This is a genomic window from Saccharopolyspora shandongensis (assembly GCF_900106995.1).
GTDB lineage: Bacteria > Actinomycetota > Actinomycetes > Mycobacteriales > Pseudonocardiaceae > Saccharopolyspora > Saccharopolyspora shandongensis.
Window position 1 is genome coordinate 1 of record NZ_FNOK01000069.1, and the last position, 16,924, is coordinate 16,924.

A 16,924-nucleotide genomic window follows, 5' to 3' on the forward strand; every position below is an offset into this window, starting at 1 on the left:
CTCAAGCGGGGCCTGGGGTTCGTCAACGAGGACGGCATGCCCGGCACGCTGAACACCGAACGTGCCATCACCGCGCAGAACGCACGCCGCATCGCCTGCGACGCCGAGGTACTGCCCATCGCCCTCGACGGCGACAGCCTCCCACTGGACGTCGGCAGGGCGAAACGCACCGCACCCACCCACATCCGCACCGCACTACTCCGACGCGACGGCGTCTGCGCGTTCCCCGGGTGTGACCGACCGCCGGGAACACCCGAAGCACACCACGTCCAGCACTGGGCCGACGGCGGCGCCACCAATCTGGACAACATGGTCATGCTCTGCGCACACCACCACCGCACACTCCACAACCAACGATGGGAGATCGCCATGTGCGATGGGAGACCCGAGTTCATTCCACCGCCCACAGTGGACCCCAAACGAACACCAAGACCAGGCGGCAGAGCACTACCCGCCCAGCACCTCGAACACCTCCGGGACCTCATCCCCGCACCACGGGGCCCGGCGGGCGATCCATGACGCCCGGATTTGGGATCGCTCGGCTATTCGTCGAGCGGGCTGCGCTCGGGAGGCGTTAGCGGCGTCGCGGTGCGGTCGGGTTCATGGGGTGCGCGGCCGGACGTGGACTCGTTCGCCCTGCAGTCCGAACAGGATGAGCAATTCGACAGCGCGCCCGTCCGCCGACCCCAGCCAGTGCGGCTGCGTGGTGTCGAACTCCGCGGCCTCGCCCGGCGGAAGGATCAGATCCTGTTCGGCCAGCACCAGCCGCAACCGTCCGTTGAGGACGTAGAGCCACTCGTAGCCGCTGTGGGTCTGCGGAGTGGGTTCGGCCGGCTCGTTGCGGCTCGGGATGAGCATCTTGTACGCATGCACCCCGCCGGGTCTGCGGGTGAGCGGAATGAAGGTCATTCCGTGGCGGTGGATCGGGTGCAGGTGGATCCGCGGGTCACCGGTACGGGGAGCGCCAACGAGGTCGTCGAGTGGGACGTCGTAGGCGCGGGCCAGCGGTAGCAGCAGCTCCAGGTTCGCCCGCCGCTGCCCGCTTTCCAGGCGAGACAGGGTGCTCTCCGAGATTCCGGTCTTCACCGCGAGTTCAGCCAGGGTGCTGCCGCGCTGACGGCGCAGCGCACGCAGTCGCGGCCCGACCGCGTCCAGCACGTCCTCAATCTCCTCACTCATGCCCCCAGTCTTGCCGGTCCGGCAAGTTTCCGTGCAACCGGTGGCGGCTGCCGGTGAAGGTGGTTTCCGTACCCGACGACCAGCACCAGGGAGAAACGGACAATGGGCCAGGATTCCACCGGCACGACGCCGGGCGTCGAAGCCGCCCGCTTCTGGGACAAGCACTACCGCATCCCCCGGCCTACCCAGGCCAACCGGGCGAACCCCGTGCTCGCCGAGATCGCAGGGGCCCTCACCCCGGGCAGCGTCCTGGACCTGGGCTGCGGTTCCGGCGGTGACGCGCTCTGGCTAGCCGCTCGCGGATGGCGGGTCACCGCGGTCGACATTTCCGCCAGCGCCGTACGCCGCCTCGCCGAGAACGCCCAGGCACGCGGCCTGCACGAACTGATTTCCGCGGAATGCGTTGACCTGGCGGAGGACTTCCCCGAGGGCAGCTTCGACCTGGTGTCCGCCCAGTACTTCCAGACGCCGTTCGCGTTGCCCCGGAGCCGAGTTCTGCGCACCGCCGCGCACGCGCTGCGCCCCGGCGGACGGCTCGTTGTCGTCGACCACGGCTCCACGGCGCCCTGGTCCTGGAACCAGGACCCCGGGATCCACTACCCCACACCGGACGAGGTGTCCGCCGAGATTGCCCTCGACTCGGCCCGGTGGCGCGTCGAGCGCGCGGGCATGCCCCGGCGGGAAGCCAAGGGACCAGGCGACCAGACCGCGACCGTCATCGACAACGTGCTGGTCATCCGCCGGACGGCAGCCTGACCTCCCGCCCTGACCTGATCCGAGAGGACGACCATGCCTCACGCCCACCGCCCCACCGAGCATCGTCGCGACGCCGGCCCTCCGAAGACCGGCGCCGACGAGAAGGACGTTCTGCTGGGCTTCCTCGACTACCTGCGCACCTCGGTGATCGCCAAGACCGACGGCGTCCCGGAACCGCAGATCCGCACGCCCGGCGTGACGTCGGGAACGAACCTGCTCGGCCTCGTCAAGCACCTCACCCACGTCGAACGCCACTGGTTGCTCGGCCATCCGGTCACCGACTGGGAAGCCTCCTTCCGCCCCGAACCGGACGAAAGCGCCGACGACATCCTCCGCGCCTACCGGGAAACCACTGCCCGCGCGAACGAGGCGATCGCCGCTCGCCCCGACCTCGCCGCGGCCGGACCTCGCCCGGGTGGGCGGCCTGACCCGGCCCCGTCGCTGCGCTGGACCCTCACTCATCTGATCGAGGAAACCGGGCGCCACGCCGGGCACGCCGACATCCTGCGCGAACTCATCGACGGCGCCACCGGACGCTGACCCGGCGACGCGGTCGGTCGGCACATGCCAGCAGCGAGGAGATGCAGGTCACATTCGTGGATGTCACAGGGAGCCGAGCCACCTCGTCTCGAAAGGTGTAGCCACTGACGACCACGGAGGAGCACATCATGGACGCCCGACTGAACTACCTCGCCAGCCCGGCCGGCGCCAAGGCCGCCAAGTACGTCATGTCGGCGGGCAAGGCTCTCAAGGAAGCTCCGCTGCCGGCCGAAACGCAGGAGCTGGTGGCGCTGCGCGTGAGCCAGATCAACGGCTGCGCCGTGTGCATCGACATGCACACGAAGGAAGCCGCCTTTGCCGGTGAGACCGCGCTGCGGCTGAACCTGGTCGCGGCGTGGCGGGAGGCCACGGTCTTCACCGAGGCCGAGCGTGCGGCTCTGGAGCTGGCCGAGGAGGGGACCAGGGTCGCGGATGCGGCCACCGGCGTCAGCGACGATGTGTGGGCGCGCGCCGCCGAGCACTACGACGAGGAGCAGCTCACCGCCCTGGTCACCATGATTTCCTTCATGAACATGGTGAACCGGATGAACATCATCACCCAGCAACCTGCTGGCGACTACGTGCCCGGGCAGTTCCACTGAACGACACCGTCAACAGGAGGGGAGTCGGCGTGAGCAAGGTCGAGGAGTTCGAAGAGCTGCGGCCGCTGCTGTTCTCGATCGCCTATCGGATTCTGGGCAGTGTCGCCGAGGCCGAGGACGCGGTGCAGGAGACGTGGCTGCGCTTCGACGGCTCTTCGACCCTGCCCACGTCGACCAAGGCCTTCCTGTCGGCCACGGTGACGCGGATCGCGATCGACGTGCTGCGTTCCGCGCGGGTGCGGCGCGAGGAATACGTCGGCCCGTGGTTTCCCGAGCCGCTGCTCAGCGATCCCTACCAGGATCCGGGCCGGGCTGCCGAATTGGCCGACTCGGTGTCGATGGCGGCGCTGCTGCTGTTGGAGCGGCTCAGCCCGTTGGAGCGGGCGGTGTTCGTGCTTCGGGACGTGTTCGCGTTCGGGTTCGACGACATCGCCGCGGCGGTGGGGCGCTCGGAGTCGGCGTGCCGGCAGCTGCTGGTGCGGGCGCGACGTCATATGGAGGCCGGGCGGCCGCGGTTCGCGGCGGATCGGCAGGAGCGGCAGGAGCTGGCGACGCGGTTCTTCGATGCGTTGAAGGACGGCGATGTGGGCGCGCTTCGGAGCCTGCTGGCCGCCGACGTGCACTTGGTCGGGGATGGTGGCGGCAAGGCTCCGCAGCTGGCCCGGGCCGTCGTCGGCGCCGAGAACGTGGCCCGGGTGCTGGGCACCGTCTTCCCCTGGCTGATCCAGATCGACGTGATGTTCGAGCTGCACGAGGTCAACGGCCAGCCCGGCGCCATCTTCCGCGACCGGGACGGCAAGATCCTGCACACCATGGCCCTCGACGTTCTCGACGGGCAGATCCAGACCATCCGCAGCGTGGTCAACCCCGACAAGCTCGGCCACATCGGGCCGGTCGGCGACGCCTGGGCCGTCGACCGCGAGGTGAAGCAGGCCCGCCGGCAGCAGAAATGACGATGTCGCGGGCCGCGCCGTGCGCGGCCCGCGACATCGAGCTCGGTGCTACTTCTGGCCGTAGCCCGCGAACAGTTCCGCGCAGCGCGCGAGTTCCGCGTCGCTGAGCAGGCTCGGCTCGCCCGCCCGGCTCGCGGTCAGCCAGAGCTCGCACAGCCACTCCAGCTGCCGCGCCCTGTTGTAGGCCTGCGACAGGCTCGCCCCGATGGTGATCGTTCCGTGGTTCCGGAGGATGCACCCGGTGCGTCCTTCCAGCGCCTTGGACATCGTCTCGGCCAGCTGGTCGCTGCCGAAGGTGGCGTACTCCGCCACCTGCACGGTGCCGCCGAAGTCCGCGAGCTGGTAGTGCACCGCCGGAACGTCGTTGCGCAGCAACGACAACGCCGTCGCGTGCAGCGAATGCGTGTGCACCACCGCCCCGGCGTCGTGCCGTTGGTAGGCGGTGAGGTGCATCGGCAGTTCCGACGTCGGCTTGAGGTCGCCCTCCACCACCTCGCCGGTGAGGTCCACCAGCGGGATGTCGGCCACCGTCAGCTTGTCGTAGTCGACGCCGGACGGTGTCACCGCCACCAGATCGCCGCTGCGGACCGACACGTTCCCGGACGTGCCGACCACCAGCCGGTCCGACGTCATCCGCCGGGCGATCTCGATGACCTCGCGCCGCTGCTCGGCCAATCGCGAACTGCTCACTTCATACCTCGTTCAGCAGGTGGCGCCGGACTCTTCCGGCACCGACTCGTAGCCCTTGATCGCGGCGACCTTCTCCGCGGACGGCGAAGACTCGTCGAACCGGTGCTCCAGCCACTCCGACGCCAGCTTCCGGGCCAGCTCCAAGCCGACCACGCGCTGGCCCAAGCACAGCACCTGGGCGTTGTTGCTGAGCACCGACCGCTCCACCGAGTAGCTGTCGTGCGCGGTGACGGCCCGGATGCCCGGCACCTTGTTCGCGCTGATCGCCACGCCGAGACCGGTGCCGCACACCAGCAGCGCCCGGTCCGCTTCGCCCTCGGCGACCAACCGCGCCGCGTTGACCGCCACGTGCGGGTAAGCGGTGTGCTCGTCCGAGCCGACGCCCACGTCCACCACGCCGGCCACCCGGGGGTCGTTCTCCAGGTCCTTCTTCAGCGCTTCCTTGTACTGCAGCCCCGCGTCGTCGGAGCCGACCACGATGCGCAGCGGCGCCTGCTCAGTCACTTCTCGCCATCCTTCCCGTTCCCGGCGAGCCCAGCACCGCCGGCGAGTACCGTCCCGATCCGGTTGAGCGCGAGCGCCAGCGACGTCGCGCCCGGGTCCGGGGTTCCGACGCTGCGCTCGGCCAGCGGCCGCGCGCGCCCGGTGCGGGGCCGAAGCTCCGCGGTGCTTTCGGCGGCCTTCGTCGCCGCCTTCGCTGCCTGCTGCCAGGCCTCGGTGCCAGTGGCACCCGCCTCGACGGCTGCGCGCAGCTCCTCCACGAACGGCACCAGCGCGTCGACCAGCGTCTTGTCGCCGAGCTCCGCCCGGCCCAGGCGCTGCACCGCCGCGAGAGCCGCCGAGGCGCCCGCGGCCAGGTCGTTGGCCATCGCCGCGCGGTGGTCCGGCAGCAGGTCGCCGAACGACCGCAGCGCCGCGCCCCACAGCACGCCCGAGGTGCCGCCGGCCTTCGCCGCCCACGCGTCGCCCGCCGCGACCAGCACCGCGGCCGGGCCGACGCCCTGCGCCACGGCCTCGTCCGCGGCCGCCACCGCCGCCGCGCTGCCGCGCGTCATGCCGCGGCCGTGGTCGCCGTCGCCTGCGATCGCGTCGAGGCGGCCGAGCTCTTCTTCCTTGCCGTGCAGCAGATCTGCCACCTCGTGCAGGGCCTTCACCACGACCGCCGCCGTCGCCTGGCCCTCCGGCGGCGCCACCACCGTCACCTTCTCCGGTGCCGCCGGCAGCTCTTCGTCCACATCGGACTCTTCTGCCTCGGCGATCGCGACATTCCCCTTGCGGTAGGCGGGGGTGTCGGCCGGCGCCTGCCACAGCCGCTCCAGTTCCGGGTCCAACCAGGTCAGCGTCAGCGAGCAACCGGCCATGTCCAGGCTGGTCACCAGCTCGCCCACCTCGGGCGCGACGACCTCCACGCCCGCCTCGGCCAGCAGCCGGGACACGGTGCCCCAGACCACGAACAGTTCCTCGTACTTCGTGGCGCCGAGCCCGTTGAGGATCGCCGTCACGCGCGGCTTCGCCGCACCGGTCTCCGGGGCCTCCGCGAGCAGGCCGTCGACGAGGATCTTCGCCAGCTCCGACGCCGAAGGCAGGTCGCGCTCGGAGACGCCGGGCTCGCCGTGGATGCCGAGCCCGAGCCCCATCCGGCCCTCGGGCACCTCGAACAGCGGCTGGTCCTGGCCCGGCAGCGTGCAGCCGTCGAAGGCCACGCCGAGGCTGCGGGTGCGTGCGTTCGCGTGCTCGGCGACGCGCACCACCTCGTCGAAGGAGTAACCCTCCTCGGCCGCCGCCGAGGCGACCTTGAACACCACGAAGTCGCCGACCACGCCGCGGCGCTTGGCCTGCTCCGACGCCGGAGCACTGGCCACGTCGTCGGTCACCACCACGTTGTGCGCGCGGATCCCGTCGCGCTCCAGGCGTTCCACCGCCAGCCCGAAGTTCATGTTGTCGCCGGCGTAGTTGCCGAACGAGAACACCACCCCGGCACCGCGATCCACCGCTCGGCCCACCGAGTAGGCGTCGTCGGCCGACGGCGAGGTGAAGATGTTGCCGATGACCGAGCCGTCGGCGAAGCCCGGCCCGACCACCCCGCAGAACGCCGGGTAGTGCCCGGAGCCGCCGCCGGTGACCACGGCGACCTTGCCGTGCCGCGCGCGTTTCGCCCGCACCACGCCGCCCGGCACCTGCCGGACGTATTCGGGGTGCGCCGCCACGAAACCGGTCACCATGTCCTCGGTGAACGATGCGGGATCGTCGTACAAGCGCGTCATCTGCTGCTCCTCAGCGCCTTGTCTTGCAGGTCAGGAGGTCGCGCCCCACAGCGGGCGGGCGCGGTCGATCGATTCCAGGTACTCGCGGTAGCCGCGCTCGTAGAACTCCACGGCACTCGGGTGCGGCACCACGGTGCGCCGCGCCGCGGCCCACTTGGCCCGGTCCACCGGCTCGCCCAGCGAGTCCCACGCGGTCATCGCCGCGCCGCGCGCGCCGACACCTTCCTCGTAGGGCACGTGCAGCGGGCGGCCCAGCACGTCGGCGAAGATCTGGCTCCACGCCGCCGATCGCGCACCGCCGCCGCACGCCGAGACCTCGCCGGTCAGGCCCGCGGTTTCCAGGTTGTGCCGTGCGGCGTAGGCCACCGCCTCGCACATCGCGCGCACCAGGTCGGACTGCGTGGTTTCCAGCGACAGCCCGGTGAACTGACCGCGGGCGTGCGGCTCGACGAACGGCGCGCGTTCGCCGGAGCTGGACAGGAACGACAGCGCCGAAACTCCGCCGGCACCGGGTTTGCTGTTGCCCAGCAACGTTTCCAGCTGGTCCACGCCGGCGCCGACCATGCTCAGCACCCAGTCCAGGTTGGCGGTGCCGACCATCGCGGGCATCACCCGCAGGTACCGGTCCGCCAGCGGCGTCGCCAGCCACATGCCCGCGACCTCGCCGTCGGGGTCGATGACGACCTCGTCGCGCAGCACCTGGCAGCCCAGGGTCGTGCCGATCACCAGGCTGCCGTCGCCGACGTTGCTGACGCCGGAGCCGAACGCGCAGGCGGGCAGGTCGAACGGGCCGGCCGACACCGGCAGCCCGGCGGGCAGACCCAGGTCCTTGGCGCTCTTGCCGTCCAGCGCGAACAGCTTGTTCGGCGGGGCCGGTTCGGCCAGCAGCCGCCGGTACTCCTCGATGCCGCAGGCCTGCAGCGCTTCCTGCGAGTAGCTGCGGTTCGGCACGTCCAGGAACGGCAGCGACGCGTCGGAGGCGTCCACCGTGATCTCGCCGGTGAAGCGCTGCACGATCGCGTCCACGCAGTAGCCGGCGACCGCGGCGCGCTCCAGGCGCTCCGGGGCGTGTTCGGCCAGGTGCGCCAGCAGCGGACCGGCCGAGCCGGGGAACATGCCCGACCCGGTCAGCCCGTACACCTTGCGCTGCACGCCGGACCGCTCCCAGCGGTCCAGCACGTCCGCGGCGCGGGCGTCCAGCCACGAGATGGCCGGGCCGACCTGCTGCCCCTGGTGGTCGCGCAGCCACAGCCCGTCGCCCTGGCCTGTGATGGCCAGCGCCTCGATCGGCTCGCCGACCTGCTCGGCCGCGGCGGCGACCTCGCGCACCACCTGGACGACCGAGCCGATGACCTCTTCGAGGTCCTGTTCGACCCGGCCGCCGGACTGCCGGTGCAGCGTGCTGCGCTTGCTGTGCGTGACCAGCGCCGTGCCGTCGCGGTTGATCAGCGACGCCTTGGTCACCGACGTGCCGACGTCAACCCCGACGATCATGGCCGCAGACCTTCGAACTTGGCCAGCACGTCCGGGTTGGCGACGAAGCGCGGCCGCTCGCCGCCCAGGAAGCGGGCGACCTCGCCGGCGACGATCTCGGCGGCGCGGTGCGCGGTCTGGCGGGTAGCCCCGGCCAGGTGCGGCGTGGTGATGACGTTCGGCGCGTCGAACAGCGGCCAGTCGCGCGGCGGCGGTTCGATGTCGTAGACGTCCACCGCCAGGGCGCCGAGGCGGCCGGACTTCAGCAGCTCCGGCAGCGGCGCGTAGTCGAGCAGCCCGCCGCGCGCGGAGTTGATCAGCACCGCGCCTTCCGGCAGCAGCTTGAGGTTGTCGGCGTTGAGGAGGTTCTTGGTCTCCGGGGTGAGCCGCGCGTGCAGGCTGACCACCGAGCTGCGCCGCAGCAGCGCCTCCAGCTCGACGAGCTCGACGCCGTCGTTGGCGGCGTCCTCGGCCTTGACGAACGGGTCGGACACCAGCACGTGCGCGCCGAAGGCCTTCAGCACCCGGGCCACGATCTTGCCGATCGCGCCGTAGCCGACGAGACCCACGGTCGAGCCTTCCAGCTCGATGCCGGCGTTCTCGTAGGCGTAGTAGTCGCCGCGCCAGTTGCCCGCCTTGAGCTCGGCGTCGGAGCCGGGGATGCGGCGCAGCGCGGCGAGGGTCAGGCCGACCGCGAACTCGGCGGCCGCGGCGGCGTTGCGGCCGGGCGCGTAGCTGACGATCACGCCGTTGTCGGTGGCGGCCTGCAGGTCGACGTTCACCGGGCCGCCGCGGCAGACGCCGACGAACTTCAGCTGCGGGCTGTTGGCCAGCACGTCCGCGGTGAACGGCGCCATCTGGGTGGCGACGATCTCCACGCCGCCGAGCGCGTCGAGCAGCTGCTGCTCGGTGCCGCTGGCCTCGTGGACGTTGCCGACCGGGCCGAACGGCTCGATCGGCCACGGCAGCTTCAGGGTGCTGAACTGCAGGTCGTGCGCGCCGGCGCTGTTGCGCAGGGCGTCGACGAACACCTCGGGAGCGACGAAGTGGTCACCTGCGGCCAGAACGCTGGTCATGAGGACTCCTTTGTCTCTTGCTTTGAGCTGGGCTGCCGCGGTCGTCAGCTGCCGACCGGTTCGGGCAGCGCGCTCACCAGGCGCGCCCGGACGTCGTCCAGGTCGGTGGCGATGTAGCTGGCCCCGGCCAGGGCGTCTTCGGCCGGCGGGTAGTCGGAGTTGGGAATGGCCACCACAGTCATCCCCGCTGCGGCCGCGGCGCGCAACCCGTTGCTGGAGTCCTCGACCGCCAGGCAGTGCCGCGAGTCCTGGCCGAGCTTCTCCGCGGCGGAGAGGTACACGTCGGGACTGGGCTTGCCCTTGGGCACCTCGGCGCTGGAGACCGTCGCCGTGAAGTGCTTGATCAGGCCGTGGCGGTCCAGGACCGCGTCGATGAGCCGGCGCGGCGCGGACGAAGCGAGCGCGATCGGGGCGCGCGCGGCGACCTCGGTGACCATCTTCTCGGCGCCGGGCAGCAGCTCGATCTCACCGCCGTCGAGCGCGGCGATCATGTCGTCGACGACGACGCGCTCGGTCTCCACCGCGGACTCGGTGGCCGCGCTGAAGTCGGCCAGGAAGGCCGACCACTCGGGGGCGCTCATGCCCTGCACCTGCCGGGTCTGCTCCACCGTCCAGGTCTTGCCGCGAGCGGCGGCGAACTTCGCCCACATCCGCTCCCACAGGTGTTCGCTCTCGACCAGGACGCCGTCCATGTCGAACACGACCGCGCGGTGGGCGCCGTTCGGCCCTTCGGGCTGGGTCATCTTTACCTCCCGCCAAACACTGACACGGTCAAATTAACATGATTGACGTTAAGTGTCACCCTCAGAGTGATACTTCCGCGAGTCCACGGGTGTCCGGCGACGTGTGCCCCGCACCACGGGGCAAGATGGCCGCATGTCGTCCGCACCGAAGAAGCAGTCCGCCCGGCTCCTGCGGCAGCAGAAGATCATCGACCACGTGGTCGGGCAGGGGTTCGCCAGCGCCGCGGAACTGTCCGAGCTGACCGGCGTCAGCCTGATGACGGTGCACCGCGACCTCGACGACCTGGTCACCCGGGGCCTGCTGCGCAAGTACCACGGCGGCGTCTCCGCCCAGCCGTCCACGGTGTTCGAGAGCAGCTCGGACTTCCGGCTGCACACGCACACCGTCGAGAAGGAAGCGCTGGCCAAGGACGCGCTGCAGTTCATCACGCCCGGCATGTCGGTGATGCTGGACGACTCGACCACCGCGCTCGCGCTGGCCAGGCTGCTGCCCGAGGTCGGCCCGCTGACCGTGGTCAGCAACTACCGCCAGGTCCAGGAGGCGCTGCGCGACGTGCCGGACATCCGGCTGATCGGCCTGGGCGGCGAGTACTCCCGCACCCACGACTCCTACCTGGGCCTGCCCTGCCAGGAGATGATCAGCACCTTCTCGGTGGACATCGTGTTCCTGTCCACCTCGGCGATGAACGCGCGGCTGACCTACCACCAGGAGCAGGAGATCGTGCTGGTCAAGCGGGCGATGCTGGCGAGCGCGACGACCAAGGTGCTGATGATGGACGCCAGCAAGGTGGCCCGCTCGGCACTGCACCAGTTCGCGCCGGTGCGCGCCTTCGACCACGTGCTGCTGGCGGGCGAACTGGACGCGGCGCTGGTCGAGGAGATGCGCGAGGAGACCGACGTCCGACTGTCGCCGGTGGAGTGAGCGGACCGGCGACACTGTTGATCTTCACACTAGATTGCAAATGAATTAACGTCTTGCGCGTTAAACTGAACAAGGTGCATGATAGCCAGCACCCGTCGACCGGGGGCGCGTCCTAGCCGCGCACCACCGGGAAGTTCCGATTCCTTGGAGACAGTGATGTCCCAACAGACCTCTGCGGATGCCGAGTCGTTGCGGCCGGCCAGCAGACTCGACCGCATCGGTATCCCCAGGCAGCTCTTCTGGGGCTTCATCGCCGTGCTGATCTTCATGATCGGCGACGGCGTGGAGACCACCTTCCTCTCGGACTACCTGCAGCAACCCGAGGGCGGCGGGCTGCCCGGCGCTACCGCGGCGTTCGCCACGGTCACCCTCTACGGCGTCGCGGCCATGATCGCCGCGTGGTTCTCCGGGACGCTCTCCGCCATCTGGGGCCCGCGCCGGGTCATGTGGCTCGGTGGCGCCTGGTGGGTCGTGTTCGAGGCCCTGTTCCTGTTCGTGGCGCTGCCCTCGCAGAACCCGACGCTCATCGTCGCCACCTACGGCATCCGCGGCTTCGCCTACCCGCTGTTCGCGTTCGCGTTCCTGGTGTGGGCGCAGATCGCCAGCCCCACCAAGATGCGCGGTTCGGTCGCCGGGTGGTTCTGGTTCGCCTTCACCGGTGGCCTGCCGACCCTGGGCGCGGCGGTGGCCGCGGTCTCCATCGGCGTGTTCGGCCTGAGCCAGCACGGCACGCTGGTGCTGTCGCTGGCGGTGGTCACCATCGGTGTGCTCATCGGTAGCTTCGCGGTCCGCGAGGAGCACGGCCTCAAGCCGATCGCCGACGAGACGGTCGCCAACCCGCGCAGCCTCAAGCGGCTGGGCGAGGGCGTGGACATCCTCTGGCGCGACCGCCGCACCCTGGCCGGCGGCCTGATCCGCATCGTCAACACCGCGCCGCAGTACGGCTTCTTCGCGATGTTCCCGTTCGTGCTCGGCCCGGCCACGCCGGGCGGTGGCTTCCTCACCGCTCCGCAGCTGGCCACGCTCGCGTCGATCAGCTACGGCGCGAACATCGCCGCGAACCTGTTCTTCGGCGTGTTCGGCGACCGCTTCGGCTGGCGCCGCACGATCACCTGGTTCGGCTGCGTGGGCTGCGCCATCGCGACCCCGCTGTGGTACTTCACCGCCGTGTCCACCCAGAGCTTCGCGGTGACCGCCACCTTCGGCGTCGTCTACGGCATCCTGCTGGCCGGGTTCGTCCCGCTGTCGGCGCTGATGCCGTCGATGGTCTCGCCCAAGGACAAGGGTTCGGCCCTGGCGATCCTGAACTTCGGCGCCGGTGGCGCGGCGTTCGTCGGCCCGGTCGTGGTCACGATCCTGTTCCCGCTGGTCGGCGGCGGCGGGGTGGCCATCGCGTTCAGCGCGCTCTACATCCTGGTGGCGTTCCTGAGCCTGAAGGTCAAGGACGGCTGCGACCCCGGCGAGCAGAAGCTGGCGCAGCGAGCTGCGGAGCACGTCACGACGGCCCGGTCTTCCGCGTAAGGTCCACCGCCGTCGTCGTGAGCCCGCGTCCCGAGGACGCGGGCTCACGTGCATTCGGCCGTCGTCGCCGAGCGCGACCAGGTGGCGACCGCCCGGGGTGAACGCGAGAGGTCCGGCGATCCGGCCGGGGCGGAGGGTCGTGGTGGTGCCGACCACCGCGATCCGGCCTTCGGCGTCGCGGGCCGCGACGATCGGGATGTCGCCGTCCAGCACGGCGAGCGCGGGATCGGACGTGGCGGCGACATCGATCGAGGCGACCGGCGACCATCCCGCGTGTTCGCCGAGCACGACCAGCCGCCCGGTCGCGGCCTCGCGGAACGCCGCGAACGACTGGCGGCCGCGCGCGACGGCAACGGATCCAGCCGGGCGGTGCGCTTCCGGCGGCGCGACGAGTCGGCCGCCGGAGCCGTCGAGCCGCCAGTGCAGCAGCCCGGATCGCGCGGTGGCGAAGACGTGCACCTCCCCGGTTCCGGTCGGCAGCATCGAAACGGTGTCGACGACCCCGGCGCCGCCGAGGTCCGTCCAGCCCGCCTGATCGGCGAACCGCGTGCTCACGCCGCCGCGCGCGTTGCGGACCGCGACCAGCGTCCTGCCGTCCGGTGTCACGACGGCAGCCGGTGGCCCGGCCGCCGGAGAGCCGAGGTCCTGCCAGCTGTTCTCCCCGCTGCGAAGCAGGATCTTGCCGGTGCGGTCCTGGATCACGAGCGTGTCCGGATCCGCGAACCCCACCGTCCCCTCACGCGGGACGAAACCCGGCGTGTCCACAACGGACTCCCCTGATTCGTTGCCTTCGAAGAGAGTTCCACCGCGGACGTAGGCGTACGAGAGCCCGCCGTCCCGGCCGGTCGTGGCCCAGTTCACGCTCCACGGCCAGCGGTGCCGCATGCTTCGCAGCCACGTCGCATAAGGCTCCCCCATGCTTACCTCGGCGTCGTGCTCCGCGTAGCGCGCGAAGATCGCGCGTTTGCCGTCGACGATCTCCGCTGGCAGGTTCGGCGGCGCATCCGCGATGTTGTAGTCGCGGTAGTGGACCAGGTGTGCCGATCCGGCGGATCGCATTGCGAGCTCGGCGAATCGCGCGGCCATCACGTGGTCGGGATGATCGTGGTGGCTTCCCCACTGCGGCTGGTACCGATCGTCCGGCTCGGGGTCGTGGGTCCGCACGATGCCGGGAGCGAACCGCCGGTGGAGCCGGGCCAGCGCATCGAGCACCGAGGCGCGGTCGTGGACGCTGGTTCCCGCCAGCACCGAACCTTCCGGTCGCAGCGTCTCGACCCTGGCCGTCGAATCGTGCCAGAGCCGGGTCAGCGCGTGCTTTCCTCCCGTGGCGTGCGGATCGTTGTCGTCGGGCAGGTTCAGGAACACCAGCCGCACCCGCGGCCGAGCACGCAAGGTCTGCACCTCGGCCTGACGGCCGCCGGGCAGCTCAAGCCCGGCGCGGTCCCAGGCGTCGGGCACGCCGGCCATCGCGGCGAACGCCGCCCGCGCCCCGGCCTGCCGCTGCGCGGCATACCGCGCGGCGGGCCGCACGTCGCTCTCCCCCGCCGTCAGGAACACCGTCGTCACGGTCGCACCGGAGCGGATCGAGATGGCCAGGTCCGGGTTCATGAACAGGATGTCGTCGTCGGGGTGCGCCACGACCTGCAGGTGGGAACGCGCCTGCGCGGCAGCGGCGGGATCGACGAGCAGCGCGAACAGCAGCCCCGCGATCGCGGCGGCGAGTCCTCTCGTCACGGTTGCCTCCTCGCACCCAGCGGAACGACGGTCAGCGCGATCGCGAGCAGCGCTCCCGCGCACGCCAGCAGGAGGTGCAGGGCGAATCCGGGCGGGCTCCAGGACAACGCGAGCGTGCCGCCGGGCAGACCTGGTGACAAGCGCACGACGAGCAAACCCGCTTCGGTGCCCTCGACCGGCACGCGGCGTCCATCCACTGTGGCCTGATAGCCGGGCCAGGCCAGGCGTGCGAAGACCAGCTCCGCCCGGTCACCGGTGCGGCCGAACCGCACGATCTCGCTGCGCTGCCCGTGCCGCAGGTCGTCGAAAACCTCCACGTCGCGGCTGGCGCTCAACCGCCCGCGCGGCCAAGGCAGGGCCGATTCCCGTTCCAGCACGACGACATCGCTGTTCCGCCGGGCGATCCGCCAGCCCGCCGGCGCTTCGGTCACCTCGCGGAGGCGGCGTTGCACCACGACGTGGGTCGCCTTGAGCCGGTCGGCCAGCCCGTCCCACAGCCGGTCGTAGGCCTGCGGGCAGGTGGCCCCGTAGTAGCTCAGGCAGAGCCGCCGGTGCAGTGCGTCGTGGCCGATTCCGGTGTAGGACACCAGGCTCGCGACCCCGGCGGCCGCGTGCATGTTGCCGAACAGCAGGTGCCGCCACGCGCTCCGGGAAGCGACGTCGTCGGGTGGGATCAGGTCGCGGTCGGCGATCTGCACCAGCGTGCCGCCGCGGAATTCCGCGTAGCGGGACCGGAGTTCGGCAACGGAGGTCGGGAAGTTGTAGACGGCGACATCCCGGTTGGCCGGGAACCAGGCCATTTGCAGCGCCAGCGCGCAGACCGTGCCGAGGTGCAGCACCGCGGCGACCAACTGCTTGCGGTGCACCACCACGGCGAGCAGCACGACGATCACACCCAGCGACACCAGGTGCTTCGGCGCCAGCGCAGGCCACGCCGCGAACGCGAGATAGCTGCCCAGCAGAACAGATCCCGCGGAACACGCCAGCCGCACCTTGAAGTGGTCGGTGCGCAAACCCCGCGACAGCGCCACGGCGAGCAGCACCGCCAACGCCAGGTGCAGCACGGCCACATGCCGCAGCGGCCACCGGAACAGCCACACGTTGGACGGCCCCAGGCACAGCAGGAAGTAGCAGCCCGCCACCACCACAGCACACCGGCAGCGGCGCCACAGCGCGCCGGCGGACCGCCAGTCCAGCCAGGCCAGCAGCGGGACGGCGAACCACGCGAAATAAGTGGCGGGCACCGACATCCGGAAGGTGCCGAAGGACAGGATCTGCGGCACGAACGAGGGCATGCTCGCGGCCAGCAGATCACCGATGCCCGGCACCAGCCGGCCGATGTTGAACAGCTCCTGCCCGGATCGCCACCCCACCGCCGAGGCCGCCAGCACCGGGAAGAACACCAGCGGCAGGATCGCCGCGACCGCCACCCCCACCAGCACCAGCCGCCGGACGCGCGGCCGGTCCCGGCCGGTTTCGGCCAGCAACCCGGCGAAGATCACGCCCAGCGCCAGCACGCCGTAGGGATCACCGGCGGAGACGCACAGGTAGCACAGCAGCCACGCCCCGAAAGCGGGCGTCCGCCGCCGCAACGCCCACCAGGCCCACGGCAGCCACGCGAAGCCCATGAGCCCGCCCGCCCAGGTCGCGGCCTGGAAGTACAGCACGAACCCGGACACCGGCAACGCCACCGCGAGCACCGACGCGATCCCACGCGTCGCCCCGTAACCGCGGCAGAGCAGGAACGTCCCGACGCCGAGCGTGACGAGGAACTGCGTCTTCACCACCGCCGCGCCGACCGCGAGATCGCCGATCCACACCACCAGCAGGAAATCCAGCAGGTGCACCGGGTTCCAGATCCCGAACAGCGCCTCGGCGGCCAGGTTCCCGCCCATCCACGAATCGACGTCCAGGCCCAGCGGCCAGTCCCCGGCCAGCAGCCGCTCGCCCAGCCGGTGCCACATCGGGAGGAACTGCGCCGCGCTGTCGTCCCAGAAGTAGAACGACGGGTTCACCAGCACCGGGAACTGGCCCAGCACCGCGACGGCCACCCCGACGCCGGCCGCGCCCCGCCAGTCGACGCGCCGTTCGCGGCGACGCGGTCGACCGGTGAGCACCGCCCTGCTCAGCAGGAACGTCACGGGCACCACGACCAGACCCGCCGCGACCGGGGCGAGCCTCGAATCGACGCCGAACACCGCCACCGAAACCACGACGACGGCGGTGCCCAACCCGATCACGGCCAGGTTGGACAGCGGGAACAGCAGCAGGCTCCGCCGGTTCGGCGGCACCCCGAAGGTGAACCGGCAGTTGAGCAGGTACGAGCACAGCATCGCCACCGCCGTCGCGACCAGGTGCGCCACCAGGTACGGCACCAGCAGCCACAACGCCAGGTAGGCGGTGCAGTGCACCGCCGTGTTCACCCCGCCGACGAGCGCGAACCGCGCGAACTCCGACCTGCTCACCTCGCG

Annotated in this window: 16 protein-coding genes and 1 pseudogene; 8 read left to right on the forward strand and 9 right to left on the reverse strand. The window is 70.9% G+C overall.

Annotated elements, in window-relative coordinates:
• Positions 1-519, forward strand: a 519-nt coding sequence (locus BLW84_RS40350) for an HNH endonuclease signature motif containing protein (protein WP_143060819.1), incomplete at its 5' end; no start/stop codon positions are given.
• 81 nt (positions 520-600) lie between these two features.
• Here the strand turns inward: BLW84_RS40350 and BLW84_RS40355 are convergent.
• The gene (locus BLW84_RS40355) at positions 601-1,179 is read right to left on the reverse strand and encodes a helix-turn-helix domain-containing protein (RefSeq protein ID WP_093276982.1); all 579 of its coding nucleotides are present in this window, start codon (positions 1,177-1,179) and stop codon (positions 601-603) included.
• 102 nt (positions 1,180-1,281) lie between these two features.
• Here BLW84_RS40355 and BLW84_RS40360 point away from each other — a divergent pair, with 102 nt between their 5' ends.
• From BLW84_RS40360 to BLW84_RS40375, 4 genes are all read left to right on the forward strand, one after another.
• Positions 1,282-1,935, forward strand: coding sequence for an SAM-dependent methyltransferase (locus BLW84_RS40360; RefSeq protein WP_093276983.1), 654 nt, complete (start codon positions 1,282-1,284; stop codon positions 1,933-1,935).
• A 33-nt stretch (positions 1,936-1,968) separates the two neighbouring features.
• Positions 1,969-2,475: a DinB family protein gene (locus BLW84_RS40365; RefSeq protein ID WP_093276985.1), complete on the forward strand. Its 507-nt coding sequence runs from the start codon at positions 1,969-1,971 to the stop codon at positions 2,473-2,475.
• A 128-nt stretch (positions 2,476-2,603) separates the two neighbouring features.
• Positions 2,604-3,077, forward strand: coding sequence for a carboxymuconolactone decarboxylase family protein (locus BLW84_RS40370; protein ID WP_093276988.1), 474 nt, complete (start codon positions 2,604-2,606; stop codon positions 3,075-3,077).
• Between the two features lie 29 nt (positions 3,078-3,106).
• Complete coding sequence (locus BLW84_RS40375) at positions 3,107-4,030, forward strand: RNA polymerase sigma-70 factor (protein ID WP_093276991.1); 924 nt, start codon at positions 3,107-3,109, stop codon at positions 4,028-4,030.
• Positions 4,031-4,078: 48 nt separating this feature from the next.
• On the opposite strand, the gene BLW84_RS40380 is transcribed toward BLW84_RS40375, so the two are convergent.
• The 6 genes from BLW84_RS40380 to BLW84_RS40405 are packed head-to-tail and all read right to left on the reverse strand — an operon-like array spanning position 4,079 to position 10,276.
• Positions 4,079-4,720, reverse strand: a complete 642-nt coding sequence (locus tag BLW84_RS40380) for a class II aldolase/adducin family protein (protein ID WP_093276993.1) — start codon at positions 4,718-4,720, stop codon at positions 4,079-4,081.
• Between the two features lie 12 nt (positions 4,721-4,732).
• A complete protein-coding gene (locus BLW84_RS40385; RefSeq protein WP_093276996.1) occupies positions 4,733-5,224 on the reverse strand; it encodes a ribose-5-phosphate isomerase in 492 nt (163 codons plus the stop codon).
• Positions 5,221-6,984 (reverse strand): dihydroxyacetone kinase family protein, encoded by a 1,764-nt coding sequence (locus BLW84_RS40390; protein WP_093276998.1) that lies wholly within the window; start codon positions 6,982-6,984, stop codon positions 5,221-5,223. The genes BLW84_RS40385 and BLW84_RS40390 overlap by 4 nt, the downstream gene beginning before the upstream one ends.
• A 30-nt stretch (positions 6,985-7,014) precedes the next feature.
• Positions 7,015-8,478, reverse strand: coding sequence for an FGGY-family carbohydrate kinase (locus BLW84_RS40395; protein ID WP_093277000.1), 1,464 nt, complete (start codon positions 8,476-8,478; stop codon positions 7,015-7,017).
• Positions 8,475-9,533: a 2-hydroxyacid dehydrogenase gene (locus tag BLW84_RS40400; protein WP_093277002.1), complete on the reverse strand. Its 1,059-nt coding sequence runs from the start codon at positions 9,531-9,533 to the stop codon at positions 8,475-8,477. The genes BLW84_RS40395 and BLW84_RS40400 overlap by 4 nt, the downstream gene beginning before the upstream one ends.
• 44 nt (positions 9,534-9,577) lie before the next feature.
• Positions 9,578-10,276: an HAD family hydrolase gene (locus BLW84_RS40405; protein WP_093277004.1), complete on the reverse strand. Its 699-nt coding sequence runs from the start codon at positions 10,274-10,276 to the stop codon at positions 9,578-9,580.
• 133 nt (positions 10,277-10,409) lie between these two features.
• Between BLW84_RS40405 and BLW84_RS40410 the strand changes: the two genes are divergently transcribed.
• From BLW84_RS40410 to BLW84_RS40420, 3 genes are all read left to right on the forward strand, one after another.
• Complete coding sequence (locus tag BLW84_RS40410; protein ID WP_093277007.1) at positions 10,410-11,198, forward strand: DeoR/GlpR family DNA-binding transcription regulator; 789 nt, start codon at positions 10,410-10,412, stop codon at positions 11,196-11,198.
• 156 nt (positions 11,199-11,354) lie between these two features.
• On the forward strand, positions 11,355-12,719 hold the full coding sequence (locus BLW84_RS40415; protein ID WP_177226970.1) for an MFS transporter: 1,365 nt from the start codon (positions 11,355-11,357) through the stop codon (positions 12,717-12,719).
• 48 nt (positions 12,720-12,767) lie between these two features.
• Positions 12,768-13,499, forward strand: coding sequence for a hypothetical protein (locus tag BLW84_RS40420; RefSeq protein WP_093277010.1), 732 nt, complete (start codon positions 12,768-12,770; stop codon positions 13,497-13,499).
• A gap of 291 nt (positions 13,500-13,790) precedes the next feature.
• Here the strand turns inward: BLW84_RS40420 and BLW84_RS50565 are convergent.
• Both BLW84_RS50565 and BLW84_RS40430 read right to left on the reverse strand, forming a co-directional pair.
• A pseudogene (locus BLW84_RS50565) lies at positions 13,791-14,516 on the reverse strand (PIG-L family deacetylase); the annotation flags it as partial.
• Positions 14,450-16,918 (reverse strand): GtrA family protein, encoded by a 2,469-nt coding sequence (locus BLW84_RS40430; protein WP_245761725.1) that lies wholly within the window; start codon positions 16,916-16,918, stop codon positions 14,450-14,452. The gene BLW84_RS40430 and the pseudogene BLW84_RS50565, both read right to left, overlap by 67 nt.
• Positions 16,919-16,924 lie beyond the last annotated feature (6 nt).